17 protein-coding genes and 1 pseudogene are annotated in these 17,138 nt (G+C 42.5%); 9 read left to right on the forward strand and 9 right to left on the reverse strand.

What is annotated here, in order from left to right; genetic code table 11:
* Positions 1-39: 39 nt before the first annotated feature.
* The 5 genes from F6K63_RS01330 to nblR form a co-directional block, all read right to left on the reverse strand.
* Positions 40-1,572, reverse strand: a complete 1,533-nt coding sequence (locus F6K63_RS01330) for a zinc ribbon domain-containing protein (RefSeq protein ID WP_008186422.1) — start codon at positions 1,570-1,572, stop codon at positions 40-42.
* A 281-nt stretch (positions 1,573-1,853) separates the two neighbouring features.
* A complete protein-coding gene (locus F6K63_RS01335) occupies positions 1,854-2,054 on the reverse strand; it encodes a hypothetical protein (RefSeq protein ID WP_165691805.1) in 201 nt (66 codons plus the stop codon).
* A gap of 329 nt (positions 2,055-2,383) precedes the next feature.
* A complete protein-coding gene (locus tag F6K63_RS01340) occupies positions 2,384-2,575 on the reverse strand; it encodes a DUF2949 domain-containing protein (protein WP_044493838.1) in 192 nt (63 codons plus the stop codon).
* 843 nt (positions 2,576-3,418) lie between these two features.
* A complete protein-coding gene (locus tag F6K63_RS01345) occupies positions 3,419-3,937 on the reverse strand; it encodes a DUF192 domain-containing protein (protein WP_287310454.1) in 519 nt (172 codons plus the stop codon).
* A 58-nt stretch (positions 3,938-3,995) separates the two neighbouring features.
* Positions 3,996-4,691, reverse strand: coding sequence for a response regulator transcription factor NblR (nblR, locus tag F6K63_RS01350; protein ID WP_083305212.1), 696 nt, complete (start codon positions 4,689-4,691; stop codon positions 3,996-3,998).
* A gap of 365 nt (positions 4,692-5,056) precedes the next feature.
* Here nblR and F6K63_RS01355 point away from each other — a divergent pair, with 365 nt between their 5' ends.
* Positions 5,057-5,182 (forward strand): hypothetical protein, encoded by a 126-nt coding sequence (locus F6K63_RS01355; RefSeq protein ID WP_287263212.1) that lies wholly within the window; start codon positions 5,057-5,059, stop codon positions 5,180-5,182.
* Positions 5,183-5,286: 104 nt separating this feature from the next.
* On the opposite strand, the gene F6K63_RS01360 is transcribed toward F6K63_RS01355, so the two are convergent.
* Positions 5,287-5,487 (reverse strand): hypothetical protein, encoded by a 201-nt coding sequence (locus F6K63_RS01360; RefSeq protein WP_071104640.1) that lies wholly within the window; start codon positions 5,485-5,487, stop codon positions 5,287-5,289.
* A 663-nt stretch (positions 5,488-6,150) separates the two neighbouring features.
* On the opposite strand from F6K63_RS01360, the gene F6K63_RS01365 reads away from it, so the two are divergent.
* The 3 genes from F6K63_RS01365 (at position 6,151) to rlmN (ending at position 8,467) form a co-directional block, all read left to right on the forward strand.
* Positions 6,151-6,372, forward strand: a complete 222-nt coding sequence (locus tag F6K63_RS01365; RefSeq protein WP_502708268.1) for a DUF2887 domain-containing protein — start codon at positions 6,151-6,153, stop codon at positions 6,370-6,372.
* 116 nt (positions 6,373-6,488) lie between these two features.
* The gene (locus F6K63_RS01370; protein WP_287253739.1) at positions 6,489-7,073 is read left to right on the forward strand and encodes an Rpn family recombination-promoting nuclease/putative transposase; all 585 of its coding nucleotides are present in this window, start codon (positions 6,489-6,491) and stop codon (positions 7,071-7,073) included.
* Between the two features lie 338 nt (positions 7,074-7,411).
* Positions 7,412-8,467, forward strand: a complete 1,056-nt coding sequence (rlmN, locus tag F6K63_RS01375; protein ID WP_287310704.1) for a dual-specificity RNA methyltransferase RlmN — start codon at positions 7,412-7,414, stop codon at positions 8,465-8,467.
* A 197-nt stretch (positions 8,468-8,664) separates the two neighbouring features.
* On the opposite strand, the gene F6K63_RS01380 is transcribed toward rlmN, so the two are convergent.
* Complete coding sequence (locus tag F6K63_RS01380) at positions 8,665-8,847, reverse strand: replication restart DNA helicase PriA (protein ID WP_071986879.1); 183 nt, start codon at positions 8,845-8,847, stop codon at positions 8,665-8,667.
* Positions 8,848-9,707: 860 nt separating this feature from the next.
* Between F6K63_RS01380 and F6K63_RS01385 the strand changes: the two genes are divergently transcribed.
* From F6K63_RS01385 to F6K63_RS01405, 5 genes are all read left to right on the forward strand, one after another.
* Positions 9,708-10,907, forward strand: coding sequence for a glycosyltransferase (locus F6K63_RS01385; RefSeq protein ID WP_008184352.1), 1,200 nt, complete (start codon positions 9,708-9,710; stop codon positions 10,905-10,907).
* A 711-nt stretch (positions 10,908-11,618) separates the two neighbouring features.
* Positions 11,619-12,524 carry a sulfotransferase family protein gene (locus F6K63_RS01390; RefSeq protein WP_287310456.1) on the forward strand — a complete coding sequence of 302 codons (906 nt, stop codon included), beginning with the start codon at positions 11,619-11,621 and terminating at the stop codon, positions 12,522-12,524.
* 313 nt (positions 12,525-12,837) lie between these two features.
* Complete coding sequence (locus tag F6K63_RS01395) at positions 12,838-13,827, forward strand: glycosyltransferase family 10 domain-containing protein (RefSeq protein WP_502708269.1); 990 nt, start codon at positions 12,838-12,840, stop codon at positions 13,825-13,827.
* Between the two features lie 6 nt (positions 13,828-13,833).
* The gene (locus F6K63_RS01400) at positions 13,834-14,841 is read left to right on the forward strand and encodes an Npun_R2821/Npun_R2822 family protein (protein ID WP_287310458.1); all 1,008 of its coding nucleotides are present in this window, start codon (positions 13,834-13,836) and stop codon (positions 14,839-14,841) included.
* Positions 14,842-14,851: 10 nt separating this feature from the next.
* Positions 14,852-15,772, forward strand: coding sequence for an Npun_R2821/Npun_R2822 family protein (locus F6K63_RS01405; protein ID WP_287310460.1), 921 nt, complete (start codon positions 14,852-14,854; stop codon positions 15,770-15,772).
* A 55-nt stretch (positions 15,773-15,827) separates the two neighbouring features.
* On the opposite strand, the gene F6K63_RS01410 is transcribed toward F6K63_RS01405, so the two are convergent.
* Both F6K63_RS01410 and F6K63_RS01415 read right to left on the reverse strand, forming a co-directional pair.
* On the reverse strand, positions 15,828-15,977 hold the full coding sequence (locus tag F6K63_RS01410; protein WP_287256278.1) for a QAALIT motif small membrane protein: 150 nt from the start codon (positions 15,975-15,977) through the stop codon (positions 15,828-15,830).
* 378 nt (positions 15,978-16,355) lie between these two features.
* Positions 16,356-17,072, reverse strand: a pseudogene (locus F6K63_RS01415) (PhnE/PtxC family ABC transporter permease); the annotation flags it as partial.
* Positions 17,073-17,138: the final 66 nt, after the last annotated feature.

Raw genomic sequence — 17,138 nt, forward strand, 5'->3', positions numbered from 1 at the left:
TAATCGGGATCATCCAGTATGAAACGGTCAAGGTGCAATTTATTGTTGTCCGAGTGAGGAGTGGTCATGCAGTAATTGGAGTTGAACTTTCCACCCATCTGTCTGGACGTTCCTGGCATCTCGACCAGGAGTTGCTTGAAAGCCTGAGCAAAGCTCATGTTTACAATCAATCCAACCAAGCTCAACTGCATCAAGCAGACTCAGTCCCATCCCTTTCAAGAAACGCGCGGTACGACGCAACAATACTGCCATTACCTCGGTCTTATTCATGTACCGAGTTAGTTCCTTGTCCGTACCCCGAGCAAGGATGTTTTTGGCAGCATTGTGGTCAGCCTGTAACACGACCCCATTAAATCTGGTAAAGTTGTCCCCGCTCCTTTTCCCCAACAGGGTTCCAGTCACGGAGTCAACTTGCGACGTGTAACTAGGCTGGACTTCTGTCACAATCGACCCAGTCCAATCAGCCCATTTTTGTAATGAGTCCCGCATTTGACCCTTCATCCAGCTATTAAGCTTGCGAGACATGGCTTTGGACTGACGTTTTCCTTTAATCGGTTGTGTTAAATCTTCTGCAAAAATTTTAAGTGACTTCCCATTAAAAAGAGACTTAGATGCGGCTCCTATGATAGCCGTTAATTCTGACTGATTTTGTCTGTAACGCTTGTTCTCTGTTTTTCTGCTTAAGTTATTTTTAAGAATACGATCCGACTTAGCTGGGTCTATTTTTTCTAGTTTTCTATGAAGTGCCCAAAGCTTTCCTCTTTTGCGGTTTTTGGCACATATACGAACGGACTTTTTGGTGGTAACTTTGCCTAACCCTTTCCCATGCGCTTGACCCTCTGAATCATAGAAAGCCTCCGTGTATCCCTTGTCTACTCCTACAGGGCGACGTTCACCGGGAATTTCTACATTTCCATGGTCTACAAGAAAATGAATCTCAAACCTTTGCAGAACTTGGTTATGTATCAACCGAATTTGTCCTTTTATTTTTCGGTTAGATCTGACGATTATCCTGTTTCTCTTTCCTCTCCTTAATCCAGCTAATTCTAGTTGGTATGTATTGCGAGAGAGTCGTTTGCATTTATAACCCACTTGTTGATAAACTATCTGGTTCTTAACCCAGGAATGTCCCCGCTGGAATTCTTTCCTAACTAGTCTATGCAGCAGTGGGTTTTCCAAAAAAGCTAAGGTTTTAAGCTGTTTGCAAAGTTTTTTCCTGGTCTTTTGGTTTTCTTTCCCCGGAAACCTTCTATAAATTTTCTTTATTACCGCATCGATACAGGCTGCCTGCTGGGCTGTAATGGCTTTTGCTACATCATTGATAGTCCAGTCCATTATTTTGGCAGGCAACCCCAGAGTATCTGGAGTCCTGAAGCTTTTTACTTCCGGGATAGCCTTTTTCCAGTCCAGTCCCCAATGCTTGATGCTCCCCAGCTTGTTGTAAGACTCAGCTCTAACGATGCCTAGTTTTTTCATTGTAGACAGCAACTCAGTCTCAATCGACTCAGTCATCCCCACTACGGGGACAATTTGAGTCGATAGCTTTTTGGTTACGCCTACTTTTTTTGACATCGTCAACTGGTGTGTCTTCTTTCTTGATTTAGATAGATTTCTAGCGCTAGCAAAACGTCAATGTCGGTTTGGTACGGTTAAAAACCGTTTTATACCTATTTATTGGGGTTTAGTTGCGTGACTCGTTCCTTTGGACTTTCATTGTAACCATTCAACTATCAGCAGTAAGCTGAAGGGCTACAGGAATAGTATGAATGGCTGATAGCTGATAGCGCTAGACTGAATAGTTACATTGATAGTGACATTAAGATAGCCAAGATGTATCAAAAAGAGCGAGTCACTCATGGGGTGCATCTCATATTTGTAAAAGGGGAATGGGGAATGGGGAATGGGGAATGGGGAATGGGGAATGGGGAATGGGGAATGGGTAATAGGTAATGGGTAATAGGTAATAGGGGAAGCATGTCACTTAAGCCTAATATTTTTACCATTACTATAGCCCCCTGATGGGTAATTGCTTGCTGATCTGGTAAATAGTTCATCTGTTCTGCAACTAAGACCGGATTTTTGTTGTTTTGTCAAGTAGTTCATTTGTTAGGCTTATTTGACCTGCTCCCTTTATAGTCGGGTGCATCTCATATTTGTAAAAAAGGAAGTGTGGGGCCCGGGCCCGGGGAGTGTGGGAATTTTCTCCCGAATTTTTGCCTAATTGCAAAACTGAGATGCACCCCACTCATGAAACCGCTCTTTTTGATAAGGGGATAAATAGTTAAGGACAAAGTAGAATTATAAATTTGTCTTAGGGATATTTTAACCCAAAGACATAGCTCCTTAGACATAGTTTTTATGCTCCTCCCTGATGGCTCAGGCTTTAGGCTGTTTCCAACCAGTCATAGATTTTATCTAATTGCTCCAGAGTTACCAAACCATACTGCCAAAGAATCATTGGCAAAAGTCCTGGATCTTGTTCCCGGTGTCGTTGTGCGATCGCAATTGAATCTCTAGAAATTGCTAACTCTTCTTGGAGAAAATGCAAGAATTTTGTATAGGTTTTTGGTGCCATAATTAGTTGTATTTCACCTCCTTTAATAGGCTCTATTTGGGAATTAGTAATCTGAATGTGTAAACCATCAGTAGCCACTATCTCATCTGTCCACTAGGAAATTACGAGTGTCGGTTATACCTGACATAGAAACAGTAGGAAATTTTCAGGTTTTAAGGATAATTAATCCCATAGGAAAGTAGTTGACTTTCCCTATCATCACCCGACTAGGATTTAAGATGACAGGACTAGCACTCTAGTATCCCTGTATAAATTTTCAGGGTTAAGAGGCTGATTACCTGTGTCCTAAATCACTGCCAACCTGAGATTTTCGTCAACCAAGAACAGCAATATTATGTGTCTTGCCAGTATGGAGATGAAATACCCCACTAGCATCACCCCTAGACCTAGCCAACACAGTGAGTTGGCAAGACCTTCCAAGCTCATATGCTTAAGTTAAGTAAAATTCGACAAATTTAAACACACACTCCCTAAGGCGCTTGATTAACAAGCGTCTGTCAAGTTAAAAACTCTGGTGTACGCTATCATAGAGCACTTTCTCACACCATTAACTTAGCGATTCACCGCTAAGACTCAGTAGCGTCACCCCTACCCTTGTTTTCCCAACCTTGATTAATTATGTCAAGGGCAGCCATTAGTAATCAAGGGTATAGTCATTTGCGAGGTTTTTACATCTGTCTTAGGAAAGATTACCTTAATTTAGCTTAATTCGCCAGAAGCCCCACGACAGAGGTAAGCATTAAACTATTTGCAGTAAACTGAATGCTTATGTATAGGGATGATAGCATAAGGCGCAAAGAGGCGGTCAGAGCGAGCCTGTCCCTAACGCACCCTACGCAACTATTATTTAGGTTGGGTAGTACTGCCATCCAGAAACTTGACAGTGACCTGGTCACCTACTTTCAGACCCAGTTCAGCCGCACGTCCGCCACGAAGTTCGATCACTTGGTCAATAATTTCCTTTCCTGGACCATAGGTAGGACATTCATCGGTTTTGCAGGGGGGGACAGATTTTGCGATCGCTTTTACTTCCCCATTTCTTAGAAAGACCATATCGAGATTGATTTTAACATTCTTCATCCAAAAGCTGACAGGCTGTGGTGGGTCGAAGCCAAATAACATGCCCCGATCCGGTGCTAGAGATAGGCGATACATCAACCCCATTGCCTTTTGCTCACGGGTCTGTGCCACTTCCAGCCCAATCCGCTCACCTGCGATCTCAGCCTCAGCAGAAATTGGTAACATTTGACCTAATTTGGTTGGTGATTGTGAAACTGATGGGGCTGTTGCTGGTGGTTGACCAGATTTCACAGAGGTACTATTTATAGTGTCTTCTGGAACTGACCCTGCTGAACAGCCCATGATTAAAATACTTAGTGCTATTGCACATAGAGTGATTTGAAACTTCATACCCACAACCCTAAGCCTCCCGCAACACATAACCAACACCACGCACCGTCTGGATTAATCGCCTTTCACCTTCATCTTCTATCTTGATACGTAAATAGCGAATATAGACTTCGATGACATTGGACTCTCCCATAAAGTCATAACCCCAAACATTTTCCAAAATTTGTTCGCGAGTTAATACTTCCCTGGGATGGCTGATCAAATACTTGAGCAGTTCAAACTCTTTCATGGTCAAATCAATCACCCGTCCGTTGCGCATTGCTCTACGCTGGCTTAGGTCTAAAGTTAGTTCTCCAAACCTGAGCTGCTCAGAGCCTCCTGTTTTTGGCTCTAGATAAAGGCGCACCATTTTCACAAATGGCTCGCTACGATAGGGTTTCAGGAAATAATCATCAGCTCCTGCTTCTATACAAGCCACTCGATCCTCTACTCGGTCATGGGCCATCAGCATGATTACAGGTACGCGAGAGCCTTCACGTCTGAGCTGATCGCATAATCTCAGCCCTGATTCTCCTGAAAGTGCTCTATCCACAACCACCATTGCTGGCTGGAGTTCACTGGCTTGATGGCAAGCAACGGAGGCATCAAGGGCAATGACGGTATGATAACCTGCTTCTTTCAAGTCCTGACTCAGCCGTTCCGCCAATATTTGATCGTTTTCTACAACTAAGACACAGGGATTCCTTTCCAGGGTCAGATTTGGCATAGATAATGCTTGTCAGCACAAGCTGGATATAACTATGGTGAATACCAACCCTGTTTTAGCATGCTCTAATTAAATACTGCTGAGTGTTGAGTGAGTAATGGGTAATAGGTAATGGGTAATGGGTAATGGGTAATGGGTAATGGGTAATAGGTAATGGGTAAGCTATCAGCTATCAGCTATCAGCTATCAGCTTATGCGCTACGCGCACGCTACGCGAACAGCTATCAGCGGTTTGCAATTGGGTGAGGTAAAGAGTCCTGGGTTTTAGGGAACAGGGAACAGAAAACAGGCAAGAGGCAAGAGGAACCCACCCCTAACCCCTCCCAGGAGGGGAAGGCAAGAGGAAAAAAAGCCTATTTACAACTATGAGATGCACCCTCTGTTCCCCGATTCCCGATTCCCGATTCCCGATTCCCGATTCCCGATTCCCTTTTTCCATATATCTCAAAACAAAAAAAATAGCCGTAGAAATATTATCCACGGCTATTTAAATGACTTATGTCACTGAGTTCCCAAACCGAACCTGATGTGATCCTATTGCGACCAGACCGCAGCCTTGGCCAGGGGGGGGTTTCCCCCCCATAAATTTAAAGTGTTATGGCAACAGCCAATACTTCATCATGGTTGTCATCACTTCTCCAGGAGTTTCAGTAGGTTCCAAAGGGCTCCAGTCGGCAATCTCCCCATAGCCAAGGGAATAAAACCTTTGCATACTATGGATTACGGCTTGACGAGGACCTTTTAGAGTGTGCTCAACAGGTTGTTTTTTGAGATTTTGCTTGAAGTTTTTTGACATAAGTCGAAACTTGGAATCATTGTGGTTGTATATGATTATTGTAATGATTATAATTTTATTTGTCAAGGTTTTTTAAACTTTTTTTTGGGAAGTTTTAGAGAGAATAAAAAAAAGCGATCGCGTAGCGTATCTTTCAGAGAAAACCGTAAGCTATCAGCTTAAGCGCTACGCGCACAGCTATCAGCTAATACGTCGAAGCCTGTGCCACCAATTCCCGATTCCCGATTCCCGTTCCCCTCCTGGGAGGGGAACGGGAATCGGGAATCGGGAATCGGGAATCGGTTATGAGAGTTAGAGGATATCTGAAAAGTTTTTTTATACTGAATTTTGCCCCCCTAGCCCCCCAAATTTGGGGGGAACAAGAGTCAATTGGCTTCTAAAAGTCCCCCAATTTTGGGGGATTTAGGGGGCTTGGATGTTGCAAATGAAACTTCTCAGACAACCTCTTAGGCAGCCGTTTTTGAGGTCTGATTCTGTCTGATTTGACTTTCAACAGCCTCTAGGGTATATTAATTCACTCCATTCCAAGTATACATCCATATACGGGCGGGTTCCCTGCTTGTGTCTGGTTTAACTACATTCCCGATTATATTTTTATGATTACCATTACCATTACTATTCATGATACTATAGGTATAGGTATAGTTAAATAATGACCTTAATGTGAAAACCGACACCATCTTATATCGCCTGTTTCAATCGTTTCCCAGCATCTTATTTGAATTAATTAACCATTCCCCTACAGAAGCACAAGCTTATCAATTCGCCTCTGTGGAAGTTAAACAACTAGCTTTTAGAATTGATGGAGTCTTTCTGCCTACAACTACCACAGCCCAACAACCAATTTATTTTGTAGAAGTCCAATTTTGTGGTGATTTACCCTAGGGCGTGTTTTTAAACTCGGAGATCCCCCTAAATCCCCCTTAAAAAAGGGGGACTTTGAGTATGGCTCCCCCCTTTTTTAAGGGGGGCTGGGGGGGATCATAATCTTGTGGAAAACTTTGAAAACACGCCCGAGCCGCAATGTGGATAAAGGAGCAACTCAACAATATCAAGAATTACTCAATTCCCCAAGGGTATCTCGGATTTATCTCGATGAATTAGCCGAGACCTCTGCACCATCGGTGGGTATCGCCACAGTACAGCTAATTGTCACTGAGGAAGATTCTGCAATCGCACTTGCTCAAGACTTGATTCAACGAACCACTGAGGAGATAGAGAATGAAAGACAAAAGCGAGAACTTCTACAATTAATAGAGACCATACTGGTGTATAAGTTACCCAAACTCAGTCGCACGGAGATCGAAGGGATGTTTAGCTTAAGTGATTTACGGCAAACCAAAGTTTATCAGGAGGCTTTAGCCGAAGGCATACAAGCAGGTAGACTTGAAGGTATACAGGAGGGGAGACTTGAAGGTATACAAGAAGGCAGACTTGAAGGCATACAAGAAGGTGAAATTCAAGGCAAATTAAAGTCTATACCTCGGTTGTTAGCGTTGGGTTTAACCGTAGAACAAGTTGCCCAAGCTTTAGAATTAAAGGTTGAACAAGTTACAAAGGTGCTCCAGCAGTCTTCTGATAGTTGAAACAAAAACCATCGGCACTGGTTCCGCCGAGTAAGAAGCGAAAAGTTTTGCTATTGGTAGTTTAGAGCTGATTTGTAAACTCGCTGTAATCCTTGTAGGATAAGGCTTGCGCTAAACTAGAACAATTGAACTATTTAATACCAAAAAGACAATCATAGCAAGGTTTTCAGGCTTCTTAATATTTACTTTACAAATTAGCTCTAACTTAACGATAATTCCTGTTATAATTACTGACTCTGATGAGATCCTGATATCCTATTTCCCCTAAAGCCCTTATGTGCCCAGATGTTTCTATCCCTCAACCAGGCGTCAATAGCAATGGTTCAAACTCCCAAACCATGACTAATGTCAGTGGGTCGGTCTCACCACTGGTAAACTCAATTCCGCCATTGTTAGGAGCTTCTTTAACAGAGTTAACCAACTGGATACAAGAACAGGGACAACCGGCTTATCGAGGGCGTCAGTTACACGGATGGATTTATGAAAAAGGAGTGCGATCGCTTTCTGAAATTTCCGTCTTTCCTAAACAGTGGCGTAACACCGTAGCCGATGTCCCCATTGGTCGCTCAAGGTTACACTACCGCTTAGAAGCAAAGGATGGTACGGTAAAATACCTGCTCCAGTTATCAGATGGTCAAATTATTGAAACTGTGGGTATTCCCACACCAAAGCGTCTGACCGTTTGTGTGTCTTCTCAGGTCGGTTGTCCCATGGCTTGTGACTTCTGTGCTACTGGTAAAGGCGGATTCACTCGCAATCTGGCTCGCCATGAAATTGTCGATCAGGTTTTAACAGTGAGGGAAGATTTTCAGGAACGAGTCAGCAATGTCGTGTTTATGGGTATGGGAGAACCCTTGCTGAATACCGAAGCTGTGGTCGGTGCAGTGAAGTCTCTTAATCAGGACCTGGGGATTGGAGCGCGATCGCTTACTATTTCAACAGTTGGTATTCCCGGTCGTATCCGCCAACTCGCTCAGCATCAACTACAAGTTACCCTTGCCGTCAGTCTACACGCCTCAAATCAGCAGCTACGGGAGCAACTGATTCCTAGTGCCAAGCACTATCCTCTCAAAGCACTATTAGATGAATGTCGAGACTATGTAAACTTAACCAGTCGCCGAGTGACGTTTGAATACATCCTTTTGGGTGGACTGAATGACTGTCGAGAACATGCTGTTGAGTTGGCTAAGAACCTGAGGGGGTTTCAGAGTCATGTCAATTTGATTCCCTACAATCCCATTAGTGAAGTAGATTACCAGCGTCCTAATTACCGCAGGATTCAAGGCTTTGTTGAAGCTCTTAAGCAGCAACACATTGCTGTCAGTGTACGCCATTCCCGTGGTCTTGACAAAGACGCCGCTTGTGGACAACTTAGAGCATCTAGAAGTAGTTAGAAGTAATGTTTTAAGGTCATGTTTTAAGGTCATGTTTTAAACGTTGGTTAGATAGGATGGAGGCGAACAAAATATAAGCGATGCAGCGCGGTCATGGGGGAAACCCCCAAGACCGCGCTGCATCAAGAAGGGACGTTTTACTAACCCTTCTGTTAAAAACCTACCCTTATGAGTTCGCCCCCTCACCCCCTCATTACTTAAGCACTAGGAGCATAGATGCCAGGGGCATAAGCCTCAACCACCCTGCCAGTGCGAGAGCAGCTAATCATTAAATAATCACAGACGGGGCATTGAGTCTGGGTTAGGTGAGTGTTTTGATAATAAATCCTTTGAGCGCTACTGCCACAATTAGGACAGTAAACTTTCTGTGTTATCTGCATGTTAAACCTTGTTTGATTCAGTCAGTTATTAAAAAATGACTGCCTCTAACAAGCACCGACCCTGGTTCAACCATCTACTAGTACCGCTTTGCGAAATTCAAAATGAATTCTTCAGGTGCGACCCAAGGGCGATTTACTCGCCCTAGGAGGCGCGCACCTTAAAATTAACAAAGCTGATGATGTCAGCTTTTAGTTTGTTTTGAATGGTAGCTTTATTTGTGCCGTCTTGTACTAGTTAGGTTTGACCACTCAACTGATTAATCTGGAGGCAGTAATCGTTAATCTTTCCTTAACTATTGTAGTTAAGTCTTATTTTTTTGGTAATTAATTTAACAATACTTATTAATAGTGTTTACATGTTTTAATATTTCGGCCAAATTGGCACTCCAAGACTAGGTGATTTTTATTAAAAATAAGCTTCTCTCCTAATTGATCCCTAATTGATCCCTCAGGATTTTATGTGATTTTTTATACAAATGATTGAGAATATCTACCGTAGATAAAACGAGTTTGATGACCAAAGATGTGAGATATGATACCGTACTCGGTTGATTACTGATCATATCCGAGTACGGGTAATTGGATCGGGTAATTGGTCATTGGTAGTTGACGATTATCGATCCATCTGTTAAATGGGTTAACCAATCCGTTGCCCCATCTTCAATAGCAGACATTAGCAATAGCCCTATTGCTGGAAATTAGAGATGTCCCGACGGGATGGTTTTATGAAAAGCAAGAGTGTTATAAGGGGATAGCTTGGTAAAATTTGGGCAGTATGGTGGTAGAGAGCTTAGGAAATAGACTACTTAAGTATTAATGGCAAACAGAATATCTGATCAATTAACACTTCTAAACTAATAATGAATAAACACTATATCTTTTTTACCAGAAATACTTTACCTCAACCCAATGCTGCCCACTTAGTTCATGATGTCAATTCCGCCAATGCTGCTGCTAACCTTGGTTATTCTACTGTTTTAGTCTATCTTCACCCCCCAGAGAAATCCCTGAATCCCTTAGACTGGCTGTATCCGTTTCGGCTCCAACAGCCACCGGAAAATCTAACCAAGTTTTACAGTATTCAGGATCAGCTCAAGGTGGCTCCCCTAGCTATGCCTTGGCCCATTGGTCACATGAAAGGGAAACTGACTAGCCCCAGCACAATCGTTTGTCGTTACTATTTTCCAATTCATATTTTTACCCATACTCAAATCTTACACACCTTGGATTGGAATTTAGTGAAAACAGCCATCAAATATGGTATACCAGTCATTTATGAGCGGGAACATTATAAAAAAAGTGACTATGATCAATCGATTGTCCAAAACCCACTTTTTCAAGTCGCAGTCACCGTAGCTGATAATATTCGGGACGATATGATTCGTAGGGGTATGCCCCCAGAAAAGATTATCAAACTCCATAGTGGCTTCAATCAGTCTTTTTTAGTAAGACAACCAGAACAAGCCTCTGAATGGCGCAAAAAACTTTTGGTGGATAACCGTCAAAGGTTAGTGGTCTATTCAGGAGGACTCTATCGCTTCAAAGGGGTAGACTTATTAGTTGATGTTGCTAAAGAATTACCACAGATTCAATTTGTCTTTGCTGGTGGCAATCAATCTCAAGTACAGTCTTATCAGCAGCTAGCTAGGGAAAAACAAGTTAACAATGTTACCTTCTTAGGTTATATTCCCCACCAGCAGCTTCCCAGCTTACTCCAAGCTGCTGATGTGTTGGCTCATCCTCACTGTTCTGGTGAGGCGGCTACCTTTACCTCTCCTCTGAAGCTCTTTGAGTATATGGCTTCAGGAACTCCGATTGTGGCGACGGAAATTCCCCCGTTGATGGAATTTAAATCTTCGAGTGCTATTGCTGGCTGGTGTGAACCAGATAACCCAGTTCAATTGACTCGTTGCCTCCAGCAGGTATTAGAAACCTATCCCAGAAACGTGAATGGTTATGCCGCTCAAATTGAGTGGGGGCGTCAGTTCTCTTGGGAAAATAGAATTGCCAAAATTATGAGCAATGTAGCAGAATCTATACATCCTATAATATCTGATTAATACGGTTACCCTTAGGGTTAAAGTAAGCTATCAGCTATCAGCTATCAGCTATCAGCTATCAGCTATCAGCTATCAGCTATCAGCTATCAGCTATCAGCTATCAGCTATCAGCTATCAGCTATCAGCTATCAGCTATCAGCTATCAGCTATCAGCTAATGCGCTACGGATGGTGCTACTTGAGGTGCTTTTGAATCAAAGAGGTAAGCATTCGAATAATGCTGAGTTAAGTCACAGCGCTTGTGGCCTATAGCAAAAACTAGAAGCTTGTGCCACAAAGCACCTCAATTAGCATGGCCAAAGGCTTTTCACCAGACTTTCAATTCTCATCAATCTCTCAATAATTAAATTCTATCGTTCCCGTAGCGTGGCCATAGGCCTGCATAGGTTTATGTTAAGCTGACAGCTGACAGCTGACGGCTGACAGCTGACGGCTGACAGAGGAGTACCCACCAGCCCCTGATAAGTGGGTATAAAAAACCCACTTACTGATCTCAATTTCGGTTATGCTTACTAGAAATACTTTCAGATCTCGAGATCTCGAGATCGGGTGATGAGGTGATGGGGATATCAGGTCAAGAATAGGAAAGAATAAGACATGACCACATGACAAGGTCAGCCCCCCTCTCCTGATCATTTAATGTCTAATCTAAGGACTTGATTAAACACCTTCTAAGATCACTTTATCAAGGAGCAGTTAACTAGATAGACTCATGACAATGCCGAACTTTTTAATCCTAGGTGCAGCTAAGGCTGGAACTACCTCAATTTATCGATATCTAAAGCAGCATCCGCAAATCTACATGAGTCCTTCCAAGGAACCTAGGTTTTTTGCTTTTGAAGGGGAAACTTTAGATTTCCGTGGGTTGGGAGATGAAAAAGAAGCTGATTTTATTGTCACTGATATTGACGCCTATCGTCAACTATTTAAAAAGGTAACTAATCAAGTAGCTATTGGTGAAGCATCTACAAGTTATCTCTACCTTGCGAAATCTGTTGAACGCATAAAGTACTACATTCCTAAGGCAAAACTGATCGCAATTGTTCGAGATCCAGCAGAAAGAGCCTATTCCAACTATTTACATTTACTCAAGCAAGAGCGCGAACCACTAACGGATTTTGCTGAGGCTCTTGACCAAGAAGAGAAGCGCATTCAAAATAACTGGTGGTCCTTCTGGCACTATAAACACCAGGGACTTTACTATGTCCAAATTAAGCGTTATTATGAGGCGTTTGAAAAAAAACAGATTAAGGTTTATCAATACGAAGATTTGAATAATAATCCTCTAGGTATGCTGAAAGATATGTTTGGTTTTTTGGAGATAGACGATACCTTTACCCCAGATATATCTGAAAAAGTTAGGCAAGCTCCTCGCCTTCCCAAAAACAAAGCGTTGGAATCATTTTTGAACCAACCGCACCCAGTTAAATCAATTCTAAGTCCATTGCTTCCTACTAGCCTAAGGGATAAACTAGTTAACAAGATTAGATCTTTAAATCGTGGTAAACCTAAGTTATCACCAGCAGTGCGGAAGCAATTGATTGAATTCTATCGCGAGGATATCCTCCAGCTTCAAGATTTGATTGGTCGGGATCTTTCCCCATGGCTAAAGTGTTGAAAATTAAGTGAACAAGTAAGTTGACAATTATAATTTGACAATTAAGTTAAGTAAGTTAAGCTGTAAGCAGTCAGCCGTCAGCCGTCAGCCGTCAGCCGTCAGCTTATTTGATTCAAAAGCACCGATTGCGCTACGGGCACGCTGCGCGAACAGTAGCACCTCAAGTAGCGCATAGGCTGATAGCTGATAGCTGATAGCACCTCAAGTAGCGTGGCCAACGGCATTTAGCTGATAGCTAAATGCTTACGTTAAGCTGAAACTAAGCTGATCAAATTATTATCAACTTCCACTTGATGAGTTAGGAAATTAAGCTATGTCCAAAACTATGGACAAAAAAGTTATCGGTATGATCAGTAGCTATAAGGCACTGAAACCCAGTCCTGTTGATTGGCTATGGAAACAAACCCCTCGTCCTTTGGGGGTTTGGAAAAATATTCAAATGATAGCTACTGCACCTCAACCGGATTTTTTACTGCTATACAACTTTAACGAATTTTCTGACATCAAACCAGTTAAACCCAAATTTGGCAATTTTTTTGGGCTAGCTCACAAGCCCGCTGAGCCTAAGGTCGCAGATCTCAAGACTCTCTTGCGGGGAGTGCCGAAAGAACGGATTATTTCTTTGGTGCGAGAACCTCCCTTTCCAGAACGGGAAGAGATCCGAATTAATGAATATAAACAAGCTCAGGAATACTGTGGCTATGTATGTGGTCCTGATGATTTTGCGCCAATTCCTGACTATATGCCTGCTATTTCATACCACAACAATTCGTTTCGTGAATTGAATGAAATGGGACCGCCTGAAAAAGCTCGTTCCTGTTGTTGGATTACCTCCGGTATTGCTCGCACGGCTAATCATCGTCAGCGTTTGGCGTTTTTGAAGCTGTTGAGGGACAGTGATCTAGAATTTGACGTGTATGGACGGGATTTGCCAGACTGGGTAAACGGATATGGAAAAGTAGGGAATAAGTGGAATGCGATGGCTCCTTATTACTACAACCTGGCGATTGAAAACTATGCTGGTAATGATTGGTATGTGAGTGAAAAGTTGTGGGATGCTTTATTAGCCTGGTGTTTACCCATCTACTATGGTGGTCCTGCTGCTGATAAATTATTGCCTCCAGGAAGCTTCTTGAGACTGCCAAGTGAGGATGAAAAGGGCTTAGCGTACATTCAGGAGGTGACGGCTACACCGGATGCATGGCATGACGCTCTAGATGCGATCGCAGAAGCACGTCAAATCATTTTACATGAGTTGAATTTACTCAACTTCTTGTCTAAAGTAGTGGAAAAACTGGGGTAAGTCTAGATGAGCACAGGAATTTATACATTGGCTAATGATCTGGTTTACAACCAACTGGTAGCACTGCTCAACAGCATAGAGGTTAATGCTGGGAAAGAGACTCCAGTTTGTGTAATTGCCTACAATGATCAATTAGACAACGTCCGTCAAGAAATTGCCACCCGAGATAATGTCACCTTGCTGGATAATCCAGAACTATTTGCCCGTTGGGAAGAGTTTTCCTACCGTGTTTGGAAAACTCACCCTGACGCTTTACAAGAATGGCAGGAACAAGGCATGAAGACGAAATTCTATCGGGTTGGTGAAAATCATCGTTACTGTGCGTTTGATCCAGAGAGTCCATTTGAAAAATTTATCTATCTCGATGCTGACACTCTGCTGATGAATTCCTTAGATTTCGTCTTTAAGCAGTTAGATGAAAGTGATTTTGTGGTTTATGACTTTCAGTATAAAGACCCAGCACATATTTTTAACGTAGCCTCACCGAAGTTACTGGAAGTATTCGATGAATCCCAGATTAATTCAGAAATTTTCTGTTCGGGATTTTATGGGGCTAAGCGGGGATTATTTCCTGAAGAGCAGCGAGAATGGTTAGTTTCTCAGTTAGCTAATGGGGAAGCAGAGGTTCTGTATAAGCGAGCGCCTAACCAATCTGTACTCAACTACATGAGGATGAGGTCTGGGTTATCGATCCATAATTTTGCTCTGAGTTTGCCTAAAGATCAAAGAACAGGCAATTCGGTAACATCTCCTCACTTTGAGGTTCGGGATAATCTACTTTATGATCATGGAAATCGGCTGACTTATCTTCATTACATTGGAATCAAGTCAAAAGTTTTCAATAAACTGTGTGCTGGGGATAATATTGACTTTCCCTACCGAGATATTTTCTTACATTACCGATATTATCATCAACCAGAGAAACGTCCTCAGTTTACCACTAAAGCTAAACCTTACAACCAGCCTCCTAGTTTAACCGCTCAAGTATTCAAGAAGTTAGGATTCACTCGTTGAGGCAGATTTTATGAATCGTGGAATTTACATCACTGCTAATGACCGGGTGATTGAGCAATCTATTGCCTTACTAAATAGTATCCGCTGTTATGATATCGATACCCCAATTGTTTTGATTCCCTATGATGACAATTATCAAAAGGTGGCTCAAATTCTCCAAGAGTCTTATGGGGTAGAGATTTATCCAGATTTGGCGTTTATCGAACGCCTGTCTACTAAGCTACACGAAATTTTCGGGGAGGGATTTTTTGCTAGACCGAATCAGTTCCGGAAACAGGCTTGCTGGTTTGGAAGCTTTGATGAATTTATTTATATCGATACCGATATCGTTGTTTTTGAGAAGATAGCGGATACTCTTGACTACCTGGCTGACTATGATTTTATTTGCTGTGATTACCAGCATGTCGGGGGAATTGCCAATGTTTTCACCCCTAAAGTTATTGAAGATAAGATTTTTAGTGAAGCGGAACTGAAGGATATCTTTAATGGGGGGTTTTGGGGAGCCAAGAAAAATAAGATTAGTGAAGAAACCTTATATGAAACCTTTGCTGAGTGTGCGGCTCATCCCGAGTACTTTGACTTTTCCCAGAAAACCTCCGATCAGCCGATTATCAACTATATGATATTGAAGCAGATGCACCACCGATTTAATATTGTGCGTAGACCAGGGGGAGCTCCAGGAAATTGGGCAGGTAGTAAACAATTTCAAACCCAAGGAGTACGACTTATTGATCCAAATTTGAATCAACCCCTACAATATCTACACTGGGCTGGTATTCGTATTCAGCCTGGTTGTCCTTACTGGGATATCTGGAAACATTACCGCTATTTGAATGAACCTATGCCAGAGGATGAGTCTTTGCAGACTAAAACTCAGAAGAGCTTATGGGAACAAATTACCAACAAATTACACAAATCACTGAAAAAATAAAGCGGATTTAGTCCTAAAAGGGTGACAAAAAGGATTAATGGAATAGTGTCAGATGTCAGTTTGATGGTAAGTGACTCACAACTTCCTCTGTCAGGTCTGATGCCGGAGGAGCAGAAGATGTTGAGTCGGTGCTGATTAAACCGAAATCTGAAGATAAATAAAGTACTAAGGTGAAGGTTATAGCTAAGATAAGTTTTTCTAACATTTTACACTCCTCTAGTAGCAACGTCATCTAGTAGTAACGTCATTAAGTAGTTACCCCTATCTTCAGTATCCTGAATTTTTCTTCGATCGTAGGTGATCCTGTGGTAATAGGGGTTGTGACAATTGTCATAAGGTCAGGTGACGTAAATCATCGACAAATAGTTTCTTTTGTGCGAATAAAAATAGCTAGAGAGTTGGTTCACTCAGAGATGGGGTGATGGGGTGATAGGGTGATGGGGTGATGCGGTGAAGTTAATTCAAGTTAATTCAAGTATGGGGAAGAATTTGGGAGATCAAGGATTTTGATATCGGTATAGTTGTGTCGAAATACTTTGTCCTAGTCATGGTTTCTCAAGTTTGTGAGAAATCTGGGGTTACTGGTTACCACTACACTGCTATAGTCAAAGCTACTCAATTGCTCGGTCAGCAATAGACCTAACCCTCCAGCTCCTACTAATCCGACCATGACAGTCTCCCGGATGCAGACTTCCCAGCGATAGAGGATATAAGCTAGGAAACGGGGCAAGTTAATCGGCAGTATTCCATAGAGAAATAGCAGGGTTCCTGGAGTTCCCTGGGCTTTTAAGGCTTCTAAAGGAGACTTGTCCAGGTTTTCATTGGTTTCTGTCATTAATCTGCCTAGAATACCGAGGTTGTTTAATCCGAGTGCGATCGCACCGGGTAAAATTCCAGGAAACAGGACAAACAGCGCTACTATTGCCCAAATCGGTGCGGGAATGGCTCGGCAAAAGAGTAGGACTATCCGAGTTAGCACCAGTATTGTCCAACCTTGTACCGACGCAATAGTTAATCCCTTGGGATTGGGATTGAGCAATCCACCGGGAAGGATAAAATTATGGGCTGCTGGAAAAGACAGCACCATCCCAGCAATACCAGCACCAGCAATCGCTAGTATCGACATGGCAAGGGTTTGGATGGAGAGAGTCAATAACTGTGGGAATTGCAGTCCATTAATTTATGGTGGTAATGACCTTTGGGCAATATCTCCCAAAAGTTCCTGAGTACGGGGAGACCAAACCTTGCTGAGTCGGGGACTGACATACCAAAAGCCCAAAAAGCAAAGGGAGACTAAAGCCATTGGGACAGGAACTCTCTTTGCTGCTAATATGCGCTATCAAGCCAAAGGTCCCTGGATTGAGCA

The organism is Moorena sp. SIO1G6 (genome assembly GCF_010672795.1).
GTDB lineage: Bacteria > Cyanobacteriota > Cyanobacteriia > Cyanobacteriales > Coleofasciculaceae > Moorena > Moorena producens.

Excerpts from the sequence above, each read along its gene's own strand:
- F6K63_RS01330 (WP_008186422.1), bottom strand. The coding sequence starts at position 1,572 with ATGTCAAAAAAAGTAGGCGTAACCAAAAAGCTATCGACTCAAATTGTC.
- F6K63_RS01335 (WP_165691805.1), bottom strand. The coding sequence starts at position 2,054 with ATGAACTATTTACCAGATCAGCAAGCAATTACCCATCAGGGGGCTATA.
- F6K63_RS01340 (WP_044493838.1), bottom strand. The coding sequence starts at position 2,575 with ATGGCACCAAAAACCTATACAAAATTCTTGCATTTTCTCCAAGAAGAG.
- F6K63_RS01345 (WP_287310454.1), bottom strand. The coding sequence starts at position 3,937 with ATGGGCTGTTCAGCAGGGTCAGTTCCAGAAGACACTATAAATAGTACC.
- nblR (WP_083305212.1), bottom strand. The coding sequence starts at position 4,691 with ATGCCAAATCTGACCCTGGAAAGGAATCCCTGTGTCTTAGTTGTAGAA.
- F6K63_RS01355 (WP_287263212.1), top strand. The coding sequence starts at position 5,057 with ATGAGATGCACCCTCTGTTCCCCGATTCCCGATTCCCGATTCCCGATT.
- F6K63_RS01360 (WP_071104640.1), bottom strand. The coding sequence starts at position 5,487 with ATGTCAAAAAACTTCAAGCAAAATCTCAAAAAACAACCTGTTGAGCAC.
- rlmN (WP_287310704.1), top strand. The coding sequence starts at position 7,412 with ATGACTAATGTCAGTGGGTCGGTCTCACCACTGGTAAACTCAATTCCG.
- F6K63_RS01380 (WP_071986879.1), bottom strand. The coding sequence starts at position 8,847 with ATGCAGATAACACAGAAAGTTTACTGTCCTAATTGTGGCAGTAGCGCT.
- F6K63_RS01385 (WP_008184352.1), top strand. The coding sequence starts at position 9,708 with ATGAATAAACACTATATCTTTTTTACCAGAAATACTTTACCTCAACCC.
- F6K63_RS01390 (WP_287310456.1), top strand. The coding sequence starts at position 11,619 with ATGACAATGCCGAACTTTTTAATCCTAGGTGCAGCTAAGGCTGGAACT.
- F6K63_RS01395 (WP_502708269.1), top strand. The coding sequence starts at position 12,838 with ATGTCCAAAACTATGGACAAAAAAGTTATCGGTATGATCAGTAGCTAT.
- F6K63_RS01400 (WP_287310458.1), top strand. The coding sequence starts at position 13,834 with ATGAGCACAGGAATTTATACATTGGCTAATGATCTGGTTTACAACCAA.
- F6K63_RS01405 (WP_287310460.1), top strand. The coding sequence starts at position 14,852 with ATGAATCGTGGAATTTACATCACTGCTAATGACCGGGTGATTGAGCAA.
- F6K63_RS01410 (WP_287256278.1), bottom strand. The coding sequence starts at position 15,977 with ATGTTAGAAAAACTTATCTTAGCTATAACCTTCACCTTAGTACTTTAT.